The following is a 16576-nucleotide window of genomic DNA, read 5'->3' as shown; positions in this document are numbered from 1 at the left end:
CCGACGCGCCAACGTCGGCCTACTCGATACCAGTCGATCGATCACTCGGGAAGGTACGCCCTCCCGAGCAGATCCACAGGATCTGAGCATTGCTCGGCCGAAGGAGGCTTTGCGTTGGTGGTGCTGCCCGCCGGGGTCGGACAGGGCCACGGTGTGGCCGGCCGGGCAGGTCACGATGGCGGTGGTGGTGTCGATGGCGAAGTCGTCGAGGGTGAAGCCGCCGGGGACGGCAGGCCGCAGCGGTGCGGGCTTGAGGAACAATCGGTGCCCTGCCCGGTGCAGGGCCTGGCGGGCGTCGCCGGTGGAGTAGGCGGTGTCACCGAAGGCGTCCACCGGTGTGTCCTCCTCGGCGAGCAGGTCCAAGCCGACGGCGGCCTCGTGGTGTTCGGGCCCTGCGCCGGGCCGCAGGGCGACGGCGGTGTATGAGCCGGTCTCGGGCTCGACGGCCAGGTGGGCCTTGTATCCGTCCTGCCGGTGGGAGCGGGTTTTGTGGATGTGGCGGGCTTGGGGGTCGACGGTGGACACGATCCGCTCACGGGCGGTGCCTTGGGTGATGCGCCAGCGTCCGTCGGAGTCCTCGGCGGGCTCGACGTCCTGGCCTGCGACCAGGGCCAGGATGCCCACCGCGTTCGCGGCTTTGTCGCCGAGTTGCTGGTCGGGCAGGTGGCCCAGCAGTCGCAGCGCATCCGTGACCAGTGCGTCGACCAGCTCGGCGCGGGCCTGCTCGTCGTTCCAGGCGATGCGGGGCTTGCCCGGGTCGGTGTAGTCGTGCGCGCCGCACTGGGCAGCGGCGACCACGTCGGCGCCGGGCACCTCGCGGACCACCGCGCGGACGGCGGCGATGATCTGGGTGACGGTGTCCTGGGTGGCGACCGCGTCGTCCAGCACGGTGGAGTCCAGCGTCCGGCGGTGCTTGCCCTTGAGGACGCCGGTGGCCTTCACGACCTCGCGCACGGCCTCGAAGATGCGGTTCGGGCGGGCGGAACGGGCCAGCCGGCGGCGGAAGTAGGCCAGCAGTGACGGATCGAACGCCATGTCGTGAAGGCCCAGCCCGCATCCTGCCTTCCACCGCAGATCGCACCGCAGTTCCTGGACCGTCTCGAAGTCCGACAGCCCGTGCAGGGCCTGCAAGGTGATCGCGGCGGCCAGGATCTGCGGCGGCATGCTCGGCCGTCCGTTCGCCGACGGATACATGTCCGCGAACATCTCAGCCGGGAACAGCTCGCCACGATGCTCGGCCAGGAACGCGAACACACTCCCTGTCGGCGTACACACGATCGTCCCCGGTCGCGTACGAGTGAAAAGGGCCGTTTGATGGTGCGGTGAATCGTGGTGCCCGGCAGTCTGCTGCTCGTCCGGTGAAGGGTGGCGGAGGGCGGTGACGCGGTGGTTTTGGACCCGCAGCGCTGGCTGGAACTGCGGCGGTTCCGTGCTCTGGTCGAGTCAGGAGCGGTCAGTCTGACGGAGGTGGCCAAGGAGACTGGGCTGGACCGCAAGACGGTCCGCAAGTATCTGTCGAGCACGGCGGCGTCGGTGCCGCCGAGGCGGACGTCGAACGGCCGGCCCCGGAAGAAAGTGGTCGACGAGGTTGCCCCGTTGATCGACGCGATGCTGCGGGCAGAGATCCTCATCAAGGGCGCCGTGGTGCACGAGCGTCTGGTGAAGGAGTACGGCTCGACGATCAACTATCAGCGGGTCAAGCTCTATCTGCAGGAGGCACGGCCGCGGATCGCGAGTGAACTGGGCATCGAGCCGCGGGAGTTGGCGGGTATGCACCGCCGCTTCGAGGTGGTTCCCGGGGCCCAGGCTCAGGTCGACTGGGGCGACGAAGGCAAGATCCTCGCCCACCTGGGAATCCCGAAGGTCTACTCGTTCCATATGGTGCTGTCGTACTCGCGCGATCCGTTCTGCTGCTTCACCACGAGCCAGGACCTGCAGACCTTCTTCGACTGCCACCGGCGGGCGTTTGCGCACTTCGGCGGGGTGCCGATGTCGATCGTCTACGACCGGACCAAGACCGTCGTGCGCCGGCACGTCGCCCCGGGCGAGGCGGTGCCGCTGCATCCGGAAGCGGTCGGCTTCGCCGGCCACTACGACTTCGATATCGACGTGCTGGCCGCCTACCGGCCCACCGGCAAGGGCCGGGTCGAACGCCAGGTGTTGATCGTGCGTGATCACGTGCTGGCCGGCCGGGCGTTCTCCTCGCTCGAGGAGCTGGATGCCGCCTTCATGGCGTGGGTGCCGCAGCGACGCGCCCGCACCCACGCCACCCACCACGAGGTCATCGGACACCGCGCCGCCCGGGATCACGCCGCCCTCAAGCCGTTGCCGCCCTCGCCCTATCTGGTGGCCGAGCGGCATCTGCGGCCGGTCGGCAAGGACTGCCTGGTCGCGTTCGGCGGAAACCTCTACTCGGTGCCCGCCCGCAAGGTCCGCCCGCGTCAGCTGGTCGAGATCAGAGCGACGAAATCCCAGGTCATGCTGCACACGACGGTCCCCGATGCCAGCGGCGAGACCCTGCTGTCCAGCCATCCGCGGGCAGTCGGCCGCGGCGTGGTCGTCAAGCAGGACGAGCACTGGGATGGCCTGCCGACCGGCAAGAACCGCCGCACCACGACGGGCGACGAGCCGCCACCACCGCGGAGCGAGTCCTCCGTGTCCGGTCGCATCGGGCCGTTGCAGGCCCTGTTGAACCGGGCCGCTGCAACCCAGATCGAGGTCGGGAGACGGCCGTTGTCGGTCTATGACGAACTGACCGGCACCCGGCCCTTCACCACCAACTCCCCGTCGAAGGAGTCGTCTTGAGCGAGCTGACCGGCAACCGCATCCGCACCACGGCCGGCAAGCTCGGCCTGCCCCACCTGGCGGAGACCATCAACGAATACGCCCGCCGGGCCGACGAGGCGAAGATGGGCTACCTCGACTTCCTCGACCTGGTCCTGTCCGAAGAACTCGCCGTCCGCGACGACCGCCGCTTCCGCCAGGGCCTGCGGCTGTCGAAGCTGCCGCACCACAAGACGCTGGACGAGTACGACTTCTCCTTCCAGCCCGAGCTCGACCCTCGCAAGGTCAAAGACCTCGCCAGCCTCTCCTTCGTCGACGGCAAGGCGAACGCCGCGCTGCTGGGGCCACCCGGGGTGGGCAAGACGCATATCGCCGTCGCTCTCGCAGTCGCGGCCTGCCGGGCCGGCTACTCGATCTACTTCACCAGCCTCGACGACATGGTCCGCAACCTGAAGGCCGCCGAAGCGGCAGGCCGACTGGTCAACAAACTCGGCACCTACCTGCGGCCGAGCGTCCTCGTGGTCGACGAAGTGGGCTACCAGCCCCTCGAACGCGCCGAGGCGAACCTGGTCTTCCAGGTCATCTCCAAGCGCTACGAGAAGGGCTCCATCATCCTGACCTCGAACAAGACCTTCAGCGAATGGGGCCAGGTCTTCGGCGACGAGGTCCTCGCCACCGCCATCCTCGACCGCCTCCTGCACCACTGCGAAGTGATCGCGATCAACGGCCCGAGCTACCGGCTCAAGAACCGCCTCCAGGCCATCGAGCGAGAGACCGACGTGGCCTAACAACTGGGGACATTCAAACGTACCGGCCCGGCCCGAAGGGAGAGTACGCCGACACTCCCTGCCGGGATCAGATCCCGGCAGGTCTCCCACACGTCCGGCCCGACCATCTCGCCGACCCATTCGCCCATCGCCACATGACGAGTCTGGCCCTGCCGCTGACGCGGCAGGGCCAGAACCCAAGATCTTCATGAGCCTTCTAGCCGAGCGGCGCCGTCCGCCGCCACGGGTGCAGCTCCTCCAACCGGCCCGCCACCTCCAGGAGTCGCTGTTCCGAGCCCGGGCGGCCCACCAGCTGCACCGCGCAGGGCGCGCCCGACGGCAGTGTGCCGAACGGCACGGACATCGCCGGCCAGCCCGTGAGGTTCCACGGAGGCGTCAGCGGCGAGCAGGCGGTGTTCACCAGCAGATTGCGCAGCCACCCCCGCTCGTGCCAGTTCGCGGCGGCGGGTCCGCGCCGGGCCAGCGCCGGGGTGAGGAGCACGTCGTGCTCGGCGAAGAACGGCTCCAGCCGCAGCCGCAGCCGTTCCCGGCGGTCGCCCGTGCGCACCCCCTTGACGAAGCGCCGCCCCACGGCCGCGTGCATCCGCGTGCGCCGGGTGAGCAGCTTCGGATCGAGGCCCTCGGCGTCCACCGCCGTGCCCGCCGTCCAGTGCGCCAGCGAGGTCGTGCCCAGCCAGACGGGATACGGCGGGTCGGCCGGCCGGACCGTCAGCCCGGCCCCGGTCAGCAGCCCGGCCGCCCGGCGCGCGGCGTCGGCGTACGGGCGGGTGACACTCACCCCGACCAGCGGGCTGCGCACGGACAGGGCGATGCGCGGGGCGGACGGGGCGACGTCGGAGGGCCTGCCGGTGTCGGTGCCCGCCAGGACGCCGAACATCAGCCGGGTGTCCTCGACGGTCGTCGCCAGCGGGCCGTTCTCCGACATGCCGAACCAGTCGCCGTTCCCGATGTCCGCCGGGACGACACCGAAGCCCGGCTTGAGCCCGAGCAGACCGCAGTTGGCCGCCGGTATCCGCAGCGACCCCATCCCGTCGTTGCCGAGGGCCAGCGGCACCAGCCCGGCGGCGACGGCGGCGGCGCTGCCGCCCGACGAGCCGCCCGTCGTGCGCGAGGTGTCCCAGGGGTTTCGGGCGATGCCGTGCACGCCGTCCGTGGTGCCGAACACACACAGCTCGGGCACGTTCGTCAGCCCCACGACCACCGCACCCGCCGCCCGCAGCCGGGCCACGGTCACATGGTCGTCCCCGACCGGCGTCCGCGGGGTCGCGGCGGACCCGTTCCGGGTGGACTCGCCCCGCACGGCGAGGTTGTCCTTGACCGCCACCGGCACGCCCGCCAGCGGCAGTCCGGCGAGGTCGGCCCGGCCGGCCACCTCGTCCGCCTCGGCCAGGGCCGCCTCCGTCCGGACGGTGCGGAACGCCCCGACCCGTCCGTCCAGCGCCTCGATCCGCTCCAGGTGCTCCGCCACCACCTCCCGCGGCGTGACCCGCCCCTCCCGTACGGCGGCGGCCATCTCGGCGGCGGTCCGGCCGGTCCAGCTGGTCACGGGCGCTCCCTGGCGGTGTCGTGCGCGCAGGTCTCGTACGCCGTGCGCGAAGGCGTACCCGTGAGTAGTGATCGAGTACGGGAGCACTGTGCCCTGCGGCGAGGCCCCGCGTCGAGGGTCCGCGGGGAAGAAGTCCGTCCGTGGGCCCGCTACGGCTCGCGCGCGGGCGCTCCGGCCAGCCGGGTCGGCGGCATGAACTCCCGCACGTACGTCCGCTCCCAGCAGGCACCGGTCTCCCGCAGCTCGCGCCAGGTCGTGTAGCGGTAGCGGAACAGCCGGGCGCGGACGAAGCGGGGCGGGGCGTCCGCGGGGAACGGGGAGCGGCGGAGCAGTCGCAGGGTGTCGCGGTCGTTCTCCAGGAGCCGTTCCAGCAGGGCGCCGAACCAGGAGCCGGCGTACGCCGGGGAGAGCGCGGCGAACCACATCAGCCAGTCGAGCCGCAGATGGTACGGGGCGAACTGCCGCGGCCAGCGCCGCGGATCTCCCGGCTTGCCCCGGAACTCGTACTCCCGCCACCGCGCTTCCTCGTGCGGCACGTCGTCCGCGGTCCCCTCGACCACCACCTCGTACCGCACCCGGCTGACACTCCCGAACGCCCCGTAGGTGTTGACCAGGTGCAACGGGTCGAAGGAGCGGTTCATGACCTGGCGGCGGGAGAGCATGTTGCGCACGGGGCGGCAGCTGAGCGCGAGGACCAGGACGGCGACGGCGAGCACCACGACCGTGTACCACAGGGGAGCGCCGGGGGTCTTCGGCGCCGCCCCGCCGAAGTCGACCGCGGACAGGGCCAGCACGATCGTGAGCCAGTTCAGCCAGGCGAAGTTCCCCGACAGCACGAGCCAGAGCTGGGTGAGGATCATCAGCGAGGCGGCGGCCGTGGCGACCGGCTGCGGGGCGAACAGCAGGAAGGGCACCACCAGCTGGGTGACGTGGTTGGCGGCCACCTCGACGCGGTGCAGCGGCTTCGGGAGGTGGTGGAAGAACCAGCTGAGCGGACCGGGCATCGGCTGGGTCTCGTGGTGGTGGTCGAGGCACGTGAGCTTCCGCCAGCACGCGTCGCCGCGCATCTTGATCAGCCCGGCGCCGAACTCCACCCGGAACAGCACCCAGCGCAGCAGGAACAGTACGACGACCGGCGGCGCCACCTCGTCGTTGCCGAGGAAGACGGCCAGAAAGCCCGTCTCCAGGAGCAGCGACTCCCAGCCGAACCCGTACCAGGTCTGCCCCACGTTCACGATCGACAGGTACATCGCCCACGGCACCAGCCACAGCGCCATGCCCGCCCAGAGGGGCAGCAGCGAGTCCAGCCCCGCGACGAGCGCCGCCGAGACCGCGCAGCCCGCCCAGGCCCACCCCGCGAAGAAACGGTCCGAGTAGTGGCGGTGGAACACGCTCGGTGCCCGGTGGAACGGCACCCGCTCGACGAAGCGGGGCACCGGCAGCATGCCGCGCTCCCCGATCAGCGCGCGGAACTGCAGGGCCGCCCCCAGGAAGGCGACCAGATAGAGGGCGGCCAGCGACCGCTGGAGCAGCAGTCTGCCCAGCCAGAGCTCGGGTGCCGTGAACCAGTCCACGCCACCGACGATAGTGACTGCGCCGACGAGACTCACTCCACTCGAATATTCGGGCAAATAATGTCAAAGTGGCCCCATGGTTGATCGGGGAGCGAGCGATTCGGACGTCCCGGACGACTGGCTCTCCCACCCGGACCCGGTCCTGGCGCTCAACCTCATGGGCACCTTCGACTGGGACCTCGACGCCGGTGCGTTCCACATGGACGCCACGGCCCATGAGATCTTCGACGTGCGCCCGGACGAGTACGACGGCAACCCCGAGACCCTGTCGCTGCGGGTGCCCCCGATGGAGGGCCGCAGACTCGACACCCTCGTCTCGCAGGCGCTCAAGGACGGCAGCGAGAACTACGGCGCCTACTTCCGCCTCCGGCTGCGCGACGGCACCATGCGCTGGACCCACACCCAGGGCTACATCCGCCGCGACGCGACGGGCCGTCCGTACCGGGTCATCGGCATCGTCCGTGACGCCACCCGGGAACTGCGCGAGATCCGCTCCCGCACCGAGCGGGCCGCGCACGACGAGGTCCGCCGCCGGCAGGCCAACGTCGTCCAGATCATCACCGCCGCCCTGGCCCACGCCCGGACCGTCCAGGACGTGATCGACGTCCTGGAGGACACTGACGGCCTCACCCACCTCGGCGCGACCAGCCTGGTCATGGGCCTGGTGGAGGCCGGGCGCGTCCGGATGGTCGCCGCCGGCCCCCAGGACAGCTACGTGCCCGGCACCCGCGTCACCCGCCTCGACGTGAAGTACCCGATGAACGAGGTCGTACGGCAACTCGTCCCGCACTTCATCGAGTCGCCGGAGGAGTTCGCCGAGTCCTACCCGCTGCTGTGGCCGCACATCACCGACCTCAAGATCACCTCGGCCGCCTATCTGCCACTGATCGTGCAGGCCCGCCCCATCGGCGCGATGGGGCTGCTCTACAACGACCGGCGCGGCTTCAGCTCCGAGGAACGCGACGTCCTCATCGCGCTCGGCAGCAGCATCGCCCAGAGCCTGCAGCGCGCCATGTTCTACGAGCAGGAGAAGGACCTCGCCGAGGGCCTGCAGCAGGCCATGCTGCCCAGGTCCATCCCCAGTGTCCCCGGCGCCGACATCGCCGTCCGCTACCGGGCCGCGTCCTTCGGGGGCTCCCTCGGCCGGGACATCGGCGGCGACTGGTACGACCTGATCCCGCTGCCCGGCGGGCGGGTCGGCGCGGTCATCGGCGACGTCCAGGGCCACGACACGCACGCGGCGGCCGTCATGGGCCAGCTCCGCATCGTCCTGAAGGCCTACGCCACCGAGGGCCACACCCCCGCCACCGTGATGGCCCGAGCCTCCGCGTTCCTCCACGAACTCGACACCGACCGCTTCGCCACCTGCCTGTACGCGGAGGCCGATCTGGCCACCGGGGTGGTCCAGGTGGTCCGGGCCGGGCACATCGACCCCCTCGTCCGGCACACCGACGGCAGCTGTCACCGGGTGACCGTGGAGGGCGGGCTGCCGCTCGGGCTGTCCGCCGAGTTCGGGGGCCTGGAGTACCCGGTGACCGCCATCGAGCTGGACCCCGGCCAGACGCTGCTGCTGTGCACCGACGGCCTCATCGAGGAACCGGGCGCCGACCTCGACGACGGCATGCGGACCCTGCGGGCGCTGATCGCCACCGGGCCGGACGACGTGGACGACCTCGCCGACCGGCTCATCGACGTGGCGGAGGAGCGGGGCGGTGACGACGACGTGGCCCTGCTCCTGCTGCGCCGCCGCAACCGCAGCGCCGAGCAGCCCGGCGGACGGCTCCAGCAGCACGTCGGGCCCGGCGATCCGGAGGCGCTCACGGAGGCACGGCACATGATCGGCGCGGCCGTGCGCACGTGGGGGGCACGGGACCGGGCCGACGAGATCGAGCTCGTCGCCGACGAGCTGATCACCAACGCGCTCATGCACACGGAGGGGGCCGCGATCGTGACGCTGCGGGCGCTGGCGGGGTCGGACCGGCGGTTGCGGGTGGAGGTGGAGGACTCCTCCAGCGCGCTGCCGCGGCGCCGGGAGGCGGGGGAGGCGGGGGTCTCGGGGAGGGGGCTGCTGCTCGTGGACCGGCTGACGGACGTGTGGGGGGTGGAGGCGCGGGGCGGGGGGAAGTGCGTGTGGTGCGAGTTCTTCCTGCCGCGTGCGTAGGGGGCTGATCTGGCGCGTCGTCGGCCGCGGGTCCGGTGGGGCGACCAGCCCTCACGCACCCGCACCCGACAACGCACCCCCCAGCGCCCGGTAGCACCCCGTGGCACCCTTGACGTATGCCTGAATTGCCCGAAGTCGAAGCGCTCCGGGACTTCCTGGTCGGGAGCCTCGTCGGGCACGAGGTCGTGCGCGTGCTGCCCGTGGCGATCAGCGTGCTGAAGACGTACGACCCGCCGGTCACCGCGTTCGAGGGGCGGGAGATCACGGACGTGCGGCGCTACGGGAAGTTCCTCGGCATCGAGGCGGACGGGGGAGAGCTGCACCTCGTGACCCATCTGGCGCGCGCCGGGTGGCTGCAGTGGAAGGACCGGCTGCCGGACGGTCCGCCGCGGCCGGGCGGCAGGAGCCCGCTGGCGCTGCGGGTCGCCCTGGAGACCGGCGAGGGCTTCGACCTCACCGAGGCCGGTACGCAGAAGCGGCTGGCGGTGTACGTCGTACGGGACCCGGCACAGGTCCCGGGCATCGCCCGGCTCGGTCCGGACCCCCTCGCCGACGAGTTCGACGTGACCCGCTTCGCCGGGCTGCTCGCGGGGGAGCGGCGGCAGATCAAGGGCGCGCTGCGCGACCAGAGCCTGATCGCCGGGATCGGGAACGCGTACAGCGACGAGATCCTGCATGCCGCGAGAATGTCGCCCTTCAGGCTGACCTCGTCGCTGAAGCCGGAGGAGACCCGGCATCTCCACGAGGCGCTGCGTACCACGCTCACCGAGGCCGTGGAACGCTCCCGAGGGCTGGCGGCCGGGAGGCTGAAGGCGGAGAAGAGGAGCGGGCTGCGCGTGCACGGCCGGACCGGAGAGCCCTGCCCGGTGTGCGGCGACACCGTCCGGGAGGTCTCCTTCAGCGACTCCTCGCTGCAGTACTGCCCGACGTGTCAGACGGGCGGCAGACCGCTCGCCGACCGACGGCTGTCCCGGTTGCTCAAGTAGGGCGACGGCGCCGTGCGAAAGTCACCCGGAGCCACCCGGAACCGAGTCCCGACCGCGTTCCGACGGAGTCTGACCATGATCCGCAACCATTGAAGGTACGGACCAATTCCGGGCGGCTCGGAGGCGGTTCGACGGGCCGGTCAGCGCCAGGCGGGGGCCTTGAGGGTCACCAGAAGCTCGCCCTCCTGGCTGCGCACCTCGAAGTGGCTGATGTCCTCGCGCTGCATGGCCGTGCCCCCCACCATCTCGGAGGCCTTGGCGGCGCCCTCGGGGGACTTCCAGTTGGCGGCCGTCTCCTCGGAGCCGTCCTTGCCGATCACGACGAGCCGGCAGGCGTGGACGCCCTCGGCCTCCTTGACCTTCAGCTCGATGTCGCTGCCCCAGAGCCGCTCCTCGGCCCTGACCTCGGCCCAGACGCCCGTCTTGGCGTCGGTGGCGGCCACGGTGTCCGGAGCCTCGCCCGGACCTGCGAGAACGGCCACGGCGGGACCGCCGACGGCGATGACCACGGACGCCGCGAGGGCGAACAGCCAGCGCCTGCGCTTGGCCCGGTGGCGGGCGGACACCTCGTCGAGCAGCCGCCCGAGCATCCGGGGCCCGGGGGCCGCGAAGGGGTGCACGGCGCGCGGTGTCGCGTTGCGGTAGAGCATCAGCTGCCGGGCAGCCGGACGGAACTCGGTGACCTGTACCGCGCACTGCGGGCAGCCGCGGACATGGTCCTCGAAGTGGAACGAATCCACCTCGTCCAGCACGCCCAGCGCGTACGCGCCGACGTCGTGATGACGATCCTGGGACCACATGGCAATTCCTCGGGCCGGTGTGCGGTGGGGGTTGCTTCCTGCCCCCACCGGTACGGACCGGACCGGCGAATCACTCAAGTCTCGCGACCAATGCCAACCAAAAGATTCGGAGCCCTCCGTCACGCGGATTGGTCCGGGACCGGGAAACTTGGTTCACCGAGGCCGCGACATCCGGGCGGCCGCCGGATGAACGCGGGGTGCCGGCGCTAGAAGAGGTGGATCGCCAGGTGCCCCAGCGGCAGACCGAGCCGCCAGGCCGGCGTCCAGACCTTTGGGCCGTCGTCCTCTCCCGGGACCGCGCCGCCCCCCGGCACCGCGTCCAGGTCGGGTGCGAGCAGCTCGGTCTCCTCCAGCCAGCGCCACGCGGCGGCGGCCAGCTCCAGATCGGGTGACGGGCCGCCCGTCTCCAGCGCCTCGGCGGTGAAGTCGGCCATGCGCTCGCACACCCAGTCCTGCCACGGCTGGTCGTACGCCGTCAGCGACAGCCACATCTCCAGCTGGGTGACGACCCGGATGCCGGACAGCTCACCGCCCGCGTCCGCGAGGAAGATGGTCAGCGCCAGGGCGTCCCGCCCCGCACGGAACTCGAAGGACGTCGGCGGCATCAGGTCGCCCGTCCGCAGCAGCTCCTCCGCGATGTACTCGGCGTAGAACCACGCCATCGGGACGGTCAGTTCGCCTCCGTCGGCGCCGTCCGTGCTCTCCTGCCCTCTGTTGTGCAGCATCCCTTCCTGCCTTCCTCCGGTGCGTGCGCGTCGCCCGACCCGGGCCTGGAGACCAGGCTGCGGGCCCCTCATCCGGAACACGGACAGAAGACAGCTGATTGCTCAACCGGGGTCCTCGGCAAGGCGCTTTACGGAGGTTTGACTCGGCCATGGGTTTCACCGCAGGTCGGCCGCGTATCCGGGAAGCACCCGGCGCAGGGCGCGCAGCGCGTAGTACGCGCGGGACTTCACCGTACCGGGCGGGATACCGAGGGCCTCGGCGGCTTCCGCCACACTCGCACCCTGGAAGTACACCTGCACCAGTACTTCGCGGTGCTCGGGAGTGAGTGTCTTCACAGCTTCCCGTACATCCAGCGTCGCCACCGACCGTTCGGCGTGATCGGCCATCACACGCGCGTTCTCCAGCACCGCGTCCCCCACCTCGGCGGGGCGCGCCTGCCGGGCCCGCCGCGCGTCGATGGCGAGCCGACGTCCGACGGTGAGCAGCCAGGGGCGTACGGAGTCGAAGTCGTCGGCGCGCAGCGCCTCGGGATGTTGCCAGGCGCGCACGAAGGTCTCCTGCACCAGGTCCTCGGCGCGATGGCGGTCTCCGTCGGAGAGCCGCAGCAGCAGGGCGAAGAGGGGGCGGCCGTGTTCGCGCTGGAGTTCGGCCAGCTCGTGTTCGGCGGTCGTCCCGTCGGTGATCGTGGTTCCGGCCGTCATGGCCGTATGGGAACGCGGGGCGCGGCGCGAGGACAGAGGCCGGTCACGGGTGTGCGGCGGGCGGTCGAACCTGTCGGCGAACGGTGCGACGAACGGTATGCCGCCGAACGGGTCCCGGTACTGCGGTGCACCGGTGTGCCTGCTTGACGGGTGTGTCCGGGGCATGTGGATTCGTCATGATTAGTCATTTGATGCGACAAAGCTGGGGTGCTCATCCATGACCGCACACAGAACTCCCGTCGCCGTCTCCGCCGCCCTCCTCCTGGCCGCGACCGCCGCCTGCCAGTACCCGGGCCCCTCCCCCCGGCCCGGGCCCTCCGCCCCCGGCGGGGACGGTGGCTTCACCCTCGTCGCCTCCGGTGACGTCCTTCCGCACATGTCGGTCATCGAGCAGGCACACGCCGACGCGGGCGGCGACGGCCACGACTTCGTGCCGATGCTCGCGGGTGTGAAGCACGTGGTGTCCGAGGCGGATCTGGCGATCTGTCATATGGAGACGGTCTACGGGGCGGACGGCGACTACAGCGGCTATCCGGTGTTCAGGTCACCGCCCGAGGTGGCGGAGGCCCTCGCGGTCACGGGGTACGACGCGTGCTCCACGGCGTCCAACCACACCCTGGACGACGGCGCGGCCGGTATCCGGCGCACCCTGGACGCGCTCGATCGCGCCGGCGTGCGGCACGCGGGTTCGGCGCGTACGGAGGAGGAGGCGCGGCAGCCGGCCCTGATGCGCGCCGGGGGCGCTCAGGTGGCGCACCTGGCCTACACCTACGGGACGAACGGCATCCCGCTGCCGGCGGACCGGCCCTGGGCCGTGAACCTGATCGACGGGGAGCGGATCCTGGCGGACGCCCGGGCCGCCCGGCGGGCGGGCGCCGACATCGTGGTGGTGTCGCTGCACTGGGGGACGGAGTGGCAGGACGCGCCCGACGAACAGCAGCTGGGCCTGGGGGAGGAACTCACCCGGGCGACCACCGGCGGGCGGCCCGCCGTCGACCTGATCCTCGGCACGCACGCGCACGTGCCGCAGGCGTACGAGAAGGTCAACGGGACCTGGATCGTCTACGGGATGGGCGACCAGGTGGCGGGGGCGATGCGCAACCACTCCGGTGCCGCCGACCCGCGCGGCAACCAGGGCACCCTGGCCCGCTTCCGCTTCGCCCCGCCCGCGCGTACGGGCGACCGCTGGGCGGTGACGAAGGCGGAGTTCGTGCCGCAGTGGTACGACGTCGGCCCGGGCCGGGTGGTCGACCTCGACTCCGCGATCGAGGCCGGGGCGGGGGCCGGCCTCACCGCCGTGCGCGACCGCATCAGGGAGATCGTCCTCAGCCGGGGCGCGGCACAGGACGGGCTGGTCACGGGACGGTAGCCGCCCGGCCCACGCCGCGAGCCCCCTGTCGCGGCCGTGGGCCCTCTGTCCCTGCGGTGCCTACGGCACCACCGTCACCGGCCAGCGGCCCGCCTTCACCAGGCGCAGGGCCACCGAGCCGACGATGCGGTGGCCGGCCTGCTGGGAGGCGCCCACCACCACCGCGTCCGCCTTCAGCTGCTCCGCCGCCGCCACCAGGCCGTTGTACGGGTCGCCGCGGAAGGTGTGGAACTCCCAGCGCACCTCGAAGATGCCCTTCACCTGCTCGGCGGCCTCCCGGATCTCCGCGACCAGGTGATCGGCGATCTCCTCGGTCGTCCCGGCGACCGGTACCCCGAGCGCCGCACCGGCCGCCAGCAGGGGCTGCACGTACACGATCGCGAGCAGCGCGTGCTGACGGCGGGCGAGGCCGGCGGCGTACGCCACCGCCCGCAGGGAGGTGTCGGAGCCGTCCAGTCCGACGAGGACGACCTTGGGCCCGTCGGTACCGCGTTCGAACCGGTGTGCTTGCTGATCGGTCACGGTCGCGAGGCTATCCGAGCACGCGGGCTCCGGCGTGCGCCAGGCGTGCGTCGGGGGCGCGGACGGCTACTCCCATCGGGTGTTTCCCTGCCGCCGCACCGGTGTCGTGGTGGTGCGGCGTCCCCATCTTGGTCGACTGATGAGTCATGACGAAGGATCAGATGTTCACGCGCCGGCACGTGGTGACGGGCACCGCCGCCCTGTTGGGCGCGGCCGTCACGGCGGGCACCGCCGCTCTGCTCGTCGGTGACGGAGGTTCCGGCGGCGCGGCCCGGGCCGACGCTCCCGGCCCGGCTGCGGGTCCCGGGGGCCGCCCGGCGCTCAAGCCCTCCTCCTACCGTCTGCGGCCCATCGCGGGGTACGGCCCGCCGCCCCGGCGCCGCACGCTCGTCCCGCCCGCCGTCCGGCGCGAGCCCTTCCTGCGGGTCGACGGACGCGGCCGCGGCATGGTGCTGACCTTCGACGACGGCCCCGACCCCCGCTACACCCCGGACATCCTGCGCATCCTGCGTCACCACGACGTCCGGGCGATGTTCTTCGTGTGCGGCGAGATGGCGGTCCAGCACAAGGACCTGCTGCGGGAGATGGCCGACGACGGCCACGTGGTCGGCAACCACACCTGGTCCCATCCGTTGCTCACCACCCTCTCCCGGTCCAGGATCCATTCCGAGATGGGCCGCACCAGCGAGATCATCGAGAAGGCGTACGGCGAGCCGCCGCTGTGGTTCCGCGCCCCGTACGGTGCCTGGAACCGGGCCGCGTTCCGGTTCGGCGCGGAACTCGGCATGGAACCGCTCGCCTGGACCGTGGACACCCTCGACTGGCGGACGCCCGGCGCGCGCACCATCGCCCGGCGCGTGGAGGACGGGGCAGGCCCCGGTGTCGTCGTGCTCTCCCACGACGCCGGAGGGGACCGCTCGCAGAGCGTCAGGGCCCTGCGCGACTATCTGCCCGAACTGCTGGATTCCGGCTACCGCATCACCGTGCCCCAGCGGGAATACGTGTAGCGCGCTTTGTGCAGTGCATTCCTCTTGACGTCCTGCCCGCCCGGCCGGGGAACGCTCAGCGAACCTCGACCAGGCGGGCGAACACGACGACGTTCCCGTCGTAGCCGTTCTGCTTGGAGAAACCGCCGCCGCAGGTGATGACCCGCAATTCGGGAATTCCGCTGTTCCCGTAGACCCGGTCGCCCGGGAAGTCGTTCTTCGCGAAGACCTCGATACCGTAGATCTCGAACACGGCGGTCTTCCGGTCCGCGCGCAGGATCTCCACCTTGGAGCCCTTCTTCAGCGCTCCCAGTCCGTAGAACACGGCGGGACCCTGGTTGTTGTCCACATGACCGACGACCACGGCGGTGCCCTTCTCGCCGGGGGAGACCGCGCCGGTGAACCACCCGGCGAGGTTCGGGTCCCGGGCCGGCGGCGCGTCCACCCAGCCCTGGGCGTCCAGCCCGACGGGCATCGCCGGCGCGTCGACCCGGATCGAGGGGATCCGCACCCGGTCCACCATGGAGTACGGCAGCGGGTCGGGGACATGGGTGAAGGTGCCGTGCGGGGTGCGGCGACTGTCCGCGGCCGCGGCCGACGCGGGCTGCGGCGGGCCCACGTCGAACTCTCCCGAACCATTGCGGATGAGAGCGAGACCGGTCAGCAGGACAAGCGCTATCACGCCCCATGGGGCACGCTTCCTCCGCGGCTCCTCCCATTCGGCCTCGGCCGGTCCGGACGAAGACATATCCCATCCCCTCTCGACCCGGCCGTCGCCGTGTCCCTCGCGCATACGGAAAAGCTAAGCCTGCCGCACGGCGAAGGCGACGGGGCAGGTGCGAACGGGTGGCGGGGGCGGGGAGTTCTGCGCCATCCGGGTTCGCCGCCCGGAGGAATTTTCTGACGGTGCGTGACCTGCGGCGATATCCGATCGTACGGAGATATCCCGGCGTGTCTCTCCCGGGGGAATCACCAGGACGGACCAGCGCCGAAATGCGGGCCCGCGCACGGCATCTGAGGGTCTTTTCAGGGAGGCGTTTTCTCGCCGATCGACCGGGGACGGGACCCGGGGCGTCTTCCGCGGAGGATCACATGCGTACTACTCGTGTCCTGGCGGCCTCGGCCGCCGCGGTCGCCCTGGTCGGAGTGGCCGCGCCGACGGCCGCCGCCTGGGACCAGCCGAGCGCGGTCACGGCCGCTCCCAACGTCATCGCCCGCGGCGGCCAGCTCGTCCTCACCGTCACCGGTGGTGACGCGTGCGCGATCGCCGGCAGCACCATCGGCTCGAACGCCTTCCCCACCACCAACCTCAGGTCCATGGGCGGCACGACCGCCACGGCCACGGTGCGGGTCAACGCCGGCGTCAGTCCCGGCTCGTACAGCGTCACCACCAACTGCGAGGGCAAGCGCAAGACGTTCACCGGTGTCTTCACCGTCATCGGCGGGGTCCGCGGCGGCCTCGGCGGCAGCAGCTCCACCGGTGCCACACCGACCGACATCGCCATCGGCGGCGGCCTGGTGACGGCCGCGGTCGTCGGCGGTGGCGTGTTCTGGATGCGCCGGCGCGCGGAGAACAAGGTCTGAGCCCGGGCTGCACGCCGCGCGGCCCTTCGCCCCGGACCCTCACGGGTTC

The 16576-nt window shown here is 71.5% G+C and carries 15 protein-coding genes; 7 read left to right on the top strand and 8 right to left on the bottom strand.

Features of this window, described 5'->3' with window-relative positions; genetic code table 11:
• A partial coding sequence (locus ACFU5F_RS40020; RefSeq protein ID WP_383898302.1) for a transposase occupies window positions 1-1278 on the bottom strand: 1278 nt, incomplete at its 3' end.
• A gap of 108 nt (window positions 1279-1386) precedes the next feature.
• On the opposite strand from ACFU5F_RS40020, the gene istA reads away from it, so the two are divergent.
• Both istA and istB read left to right on the top strand, forming a co-directional pair.
• The gene (gene istA / locus ACFU5F_RS40015) at window positions 1387-2805 is read left to right on the top strand and encodes an IS21 family transposase (RefSeq protein ID WP_383898300.1); all 1419 of its coding nucleotides are present in this window, start codon (window positions 1387-1389) and stop codon (window positions 2803-2805) included.
• Window positions 2802-3572: an IS21-like element helper ATPase IstB gene (gene istB / locus ACFU5F_RS40010; protein ID WP_383898298.1), complete on the top strand. Its 771-nt coding sequence runs from the start codon at window positions 2802-2804 to the stop codon at window positions 3570-3572. The genes istA and istB overlap by 4 nt, the downstream gene beginning before the upstream one ends.
• Window positions 3573-3768: 196 nt before the next feature.
• On the opposite strand, the gene ACFU5F_RS40005 is transcribed toward istB, so the two are convergent.
• Window positions 3769-5118: an amidase gene (locus ACFU5F_RS40005; protein WP_383898297.1), complete on the bottom strand. Its 1350-nt coding sequence runs from the start codon at window positions 5116-5118 to the stop codon at window positions 3769-3771.
• Between the two features lie 149 nt (window positions 5119-5267).
• Complete coding sequence (locus tag ACFU5F_RS40000) at window positions 5268-6692, bottom strand: lipase maturation factor family protein (protein WP_383898295.1); 1425 nt, start codon at window positions 6690-6692, stop codon at window positions 5268-5270.
• Window positions 6693-6768: 76 nt separating this feature from the next.
• Between ACFU5F_RS40000 and ACFU5F_RS39995 the strand changes: the two genes are divergently transcribed.
• Together ACFU5F_RS39995 and ACFU5F_RS39990 are read left to right on the top strand one after the other, a co-directional pair.
• Window positions 6769-8853: a SpoIIE family protein phosphatase gene (locus tag ACFU5F_RS39995; protein ID WP_383898293.1), complete on the top strand. Its 2085-nt coding sequence runs from the start codon at window positions 6769-6771 to the stop codon at window positions 8851-8853.
• A gap of 116 nt (window positions 8854-8969) precedes the next feature.
• On the top strand, window positions 8970-9839 hold the full coding sequence (locus tag ACFU5F_RS39990) for an Fpg/Nei family DNA glycosylase (RefSeq protein WP_383898291.1): 870 nt from the start codon (window positions 8970-8972) through the stop codon (window positions 9837-9839).
• Window positions 9840-9979: 140 nt separating this feature from the next.
• Here the strand turns inward: ACFU5F_RS39990 and ACFU5F_RS39985 are convergent, their stop codons facing one another.
• The 3 genes from ACFU5F_RS39985 to ACFU5F_RS39975 all read right to left on the bottom strand — a co-directional run bounded on the left by ACFU5F_RS39985 (window position 9980) and on the right by ACFU5F_RS39975 (window position 12066).
• The gene (locus ACFU5F_RS39985) at window positions 9980-10639 is read right to left on the bottom strand and encodes a hypothetical protein (protein WP_383898289.1); all 660 of its coding nucleotides are present in this window, start codon (window positions 10637-10639) and stop codon (window positions 9980-9982) included.
• Window positions 10640-10845: 206 nt separating this feature from the next.
• Entirely contained in the window at window positions 10846-11364 is a 519-nt protein-coding gene (locus ACFU5F_RS39980) for a hypothetical protein (protein WP_383898287.1), read from the bottom strand.
• A gap of 156 nt (window positions 11365-11520) precedes the next feature.
• Window positions 11521-12066: a sigma-70 family RNA polymerase sigma factor gene (locus tag ACFU5F_RS39975; protein WP_059085071.1), complete on the bottom strand. Its 546-nt coding sequence runs from the start codon at window positions 12064-12066 to the stop codon at window positions 11521-11523.
• Between the two features lie 217 nt (window positions 12067-12283).
• Here ACFU5F_RS39975 and ACFU5F_RS39970 point away from each other — a divergent pair, with 217 nt between their 5' ends.
• Window positions 12284-13435, top strand: a complete 1152-nt coding sequence (locus ACFU5F_RS39970) for a CapA family protein (protein WP_383898285.1) — start codon at window positions 12284-12286, stop codon at window positions 13433-13435.
• A 60-nt stretch (window positions 13436-13495) separates the two neighbouring features.
• Here ACFU5F_RS39970 and ACFU5F_RS39965 read toward each other — a convergent pair whose 3' ends face one another.
• On the bottom strand, window positions 13496-13957 hold the full coding sequence (locus ACFU5F_RS39965; RefSeq protein ID WP_383898283.1) for a universal stress protein: 462 nt from the start codon (window positions 13955-13957) through the stop codon (window positions 13496-13498).
• Between the two features lie 146 nt (window positions 13958-14103).
• Here ACFU5F_RS39965 and ACFU5F_RS39960 point away from each other — a divergent pair, with 146 nt between their 5' ends.
• A complete protein-coding gene (locus ACFU5F_RS39960; protein ID WP_383898282.1) occupies window positions 14104-14964 on the top strand; it encodes a polysaccharide deacetylase family protein in 861 nt (286 codons plus the stop codon).
• A 55-nt stretch (window positions 14965-15019) separates the two neighbouring features.
• On the opposite strand, the gene ACFU5F_RS39955 is transcribed toward ACFU5F_RS39960, so the two are convergent.
• Complete coding sequence (locus tag ACFU5F_RS39955; RefSeq protein ID WP_383898280.1) at window positions 15020-15691, bottom strand: class F sortase; 672 nt, start codon at window positions 15689-15691, stop codon at window positions 15020-15022.
• A gap of 344 nt (window positions 15692-16035) precedes the next feature.
• Between ACFU5F_RS39955 and ACFU5F_RS39950 the strand changes: the two genes are divergently transcribed.
• Window positions 16036-16527: a hypothetical protein gene (locus ACFU5F_RS39950; RefSeq protein WP_383898279.1), complete on the top strand. Its 492-nt coding sequence runs from the start codon at window positions 16036-16038 to the stop codon at window positions 16525-16527.
• Window positions 16528-16576 lie beyond the last annotated feature (49 nt).

Origin of the sequence: Streptomyces sp. NPDC057438 (assembly GCF_042802995.1) — a bacterium.
In the GTDB taxonomy this organism is placed as follows: Bacteria; Actinomycetota; Actinomycetes; order Streptomycetales; family Streptomycetaceae; genus Streptomyces.
Note: the sequence above shows the minus strand (reverse complement) of the source record. Positions and strands in the feature narration are given on the sequence as shown.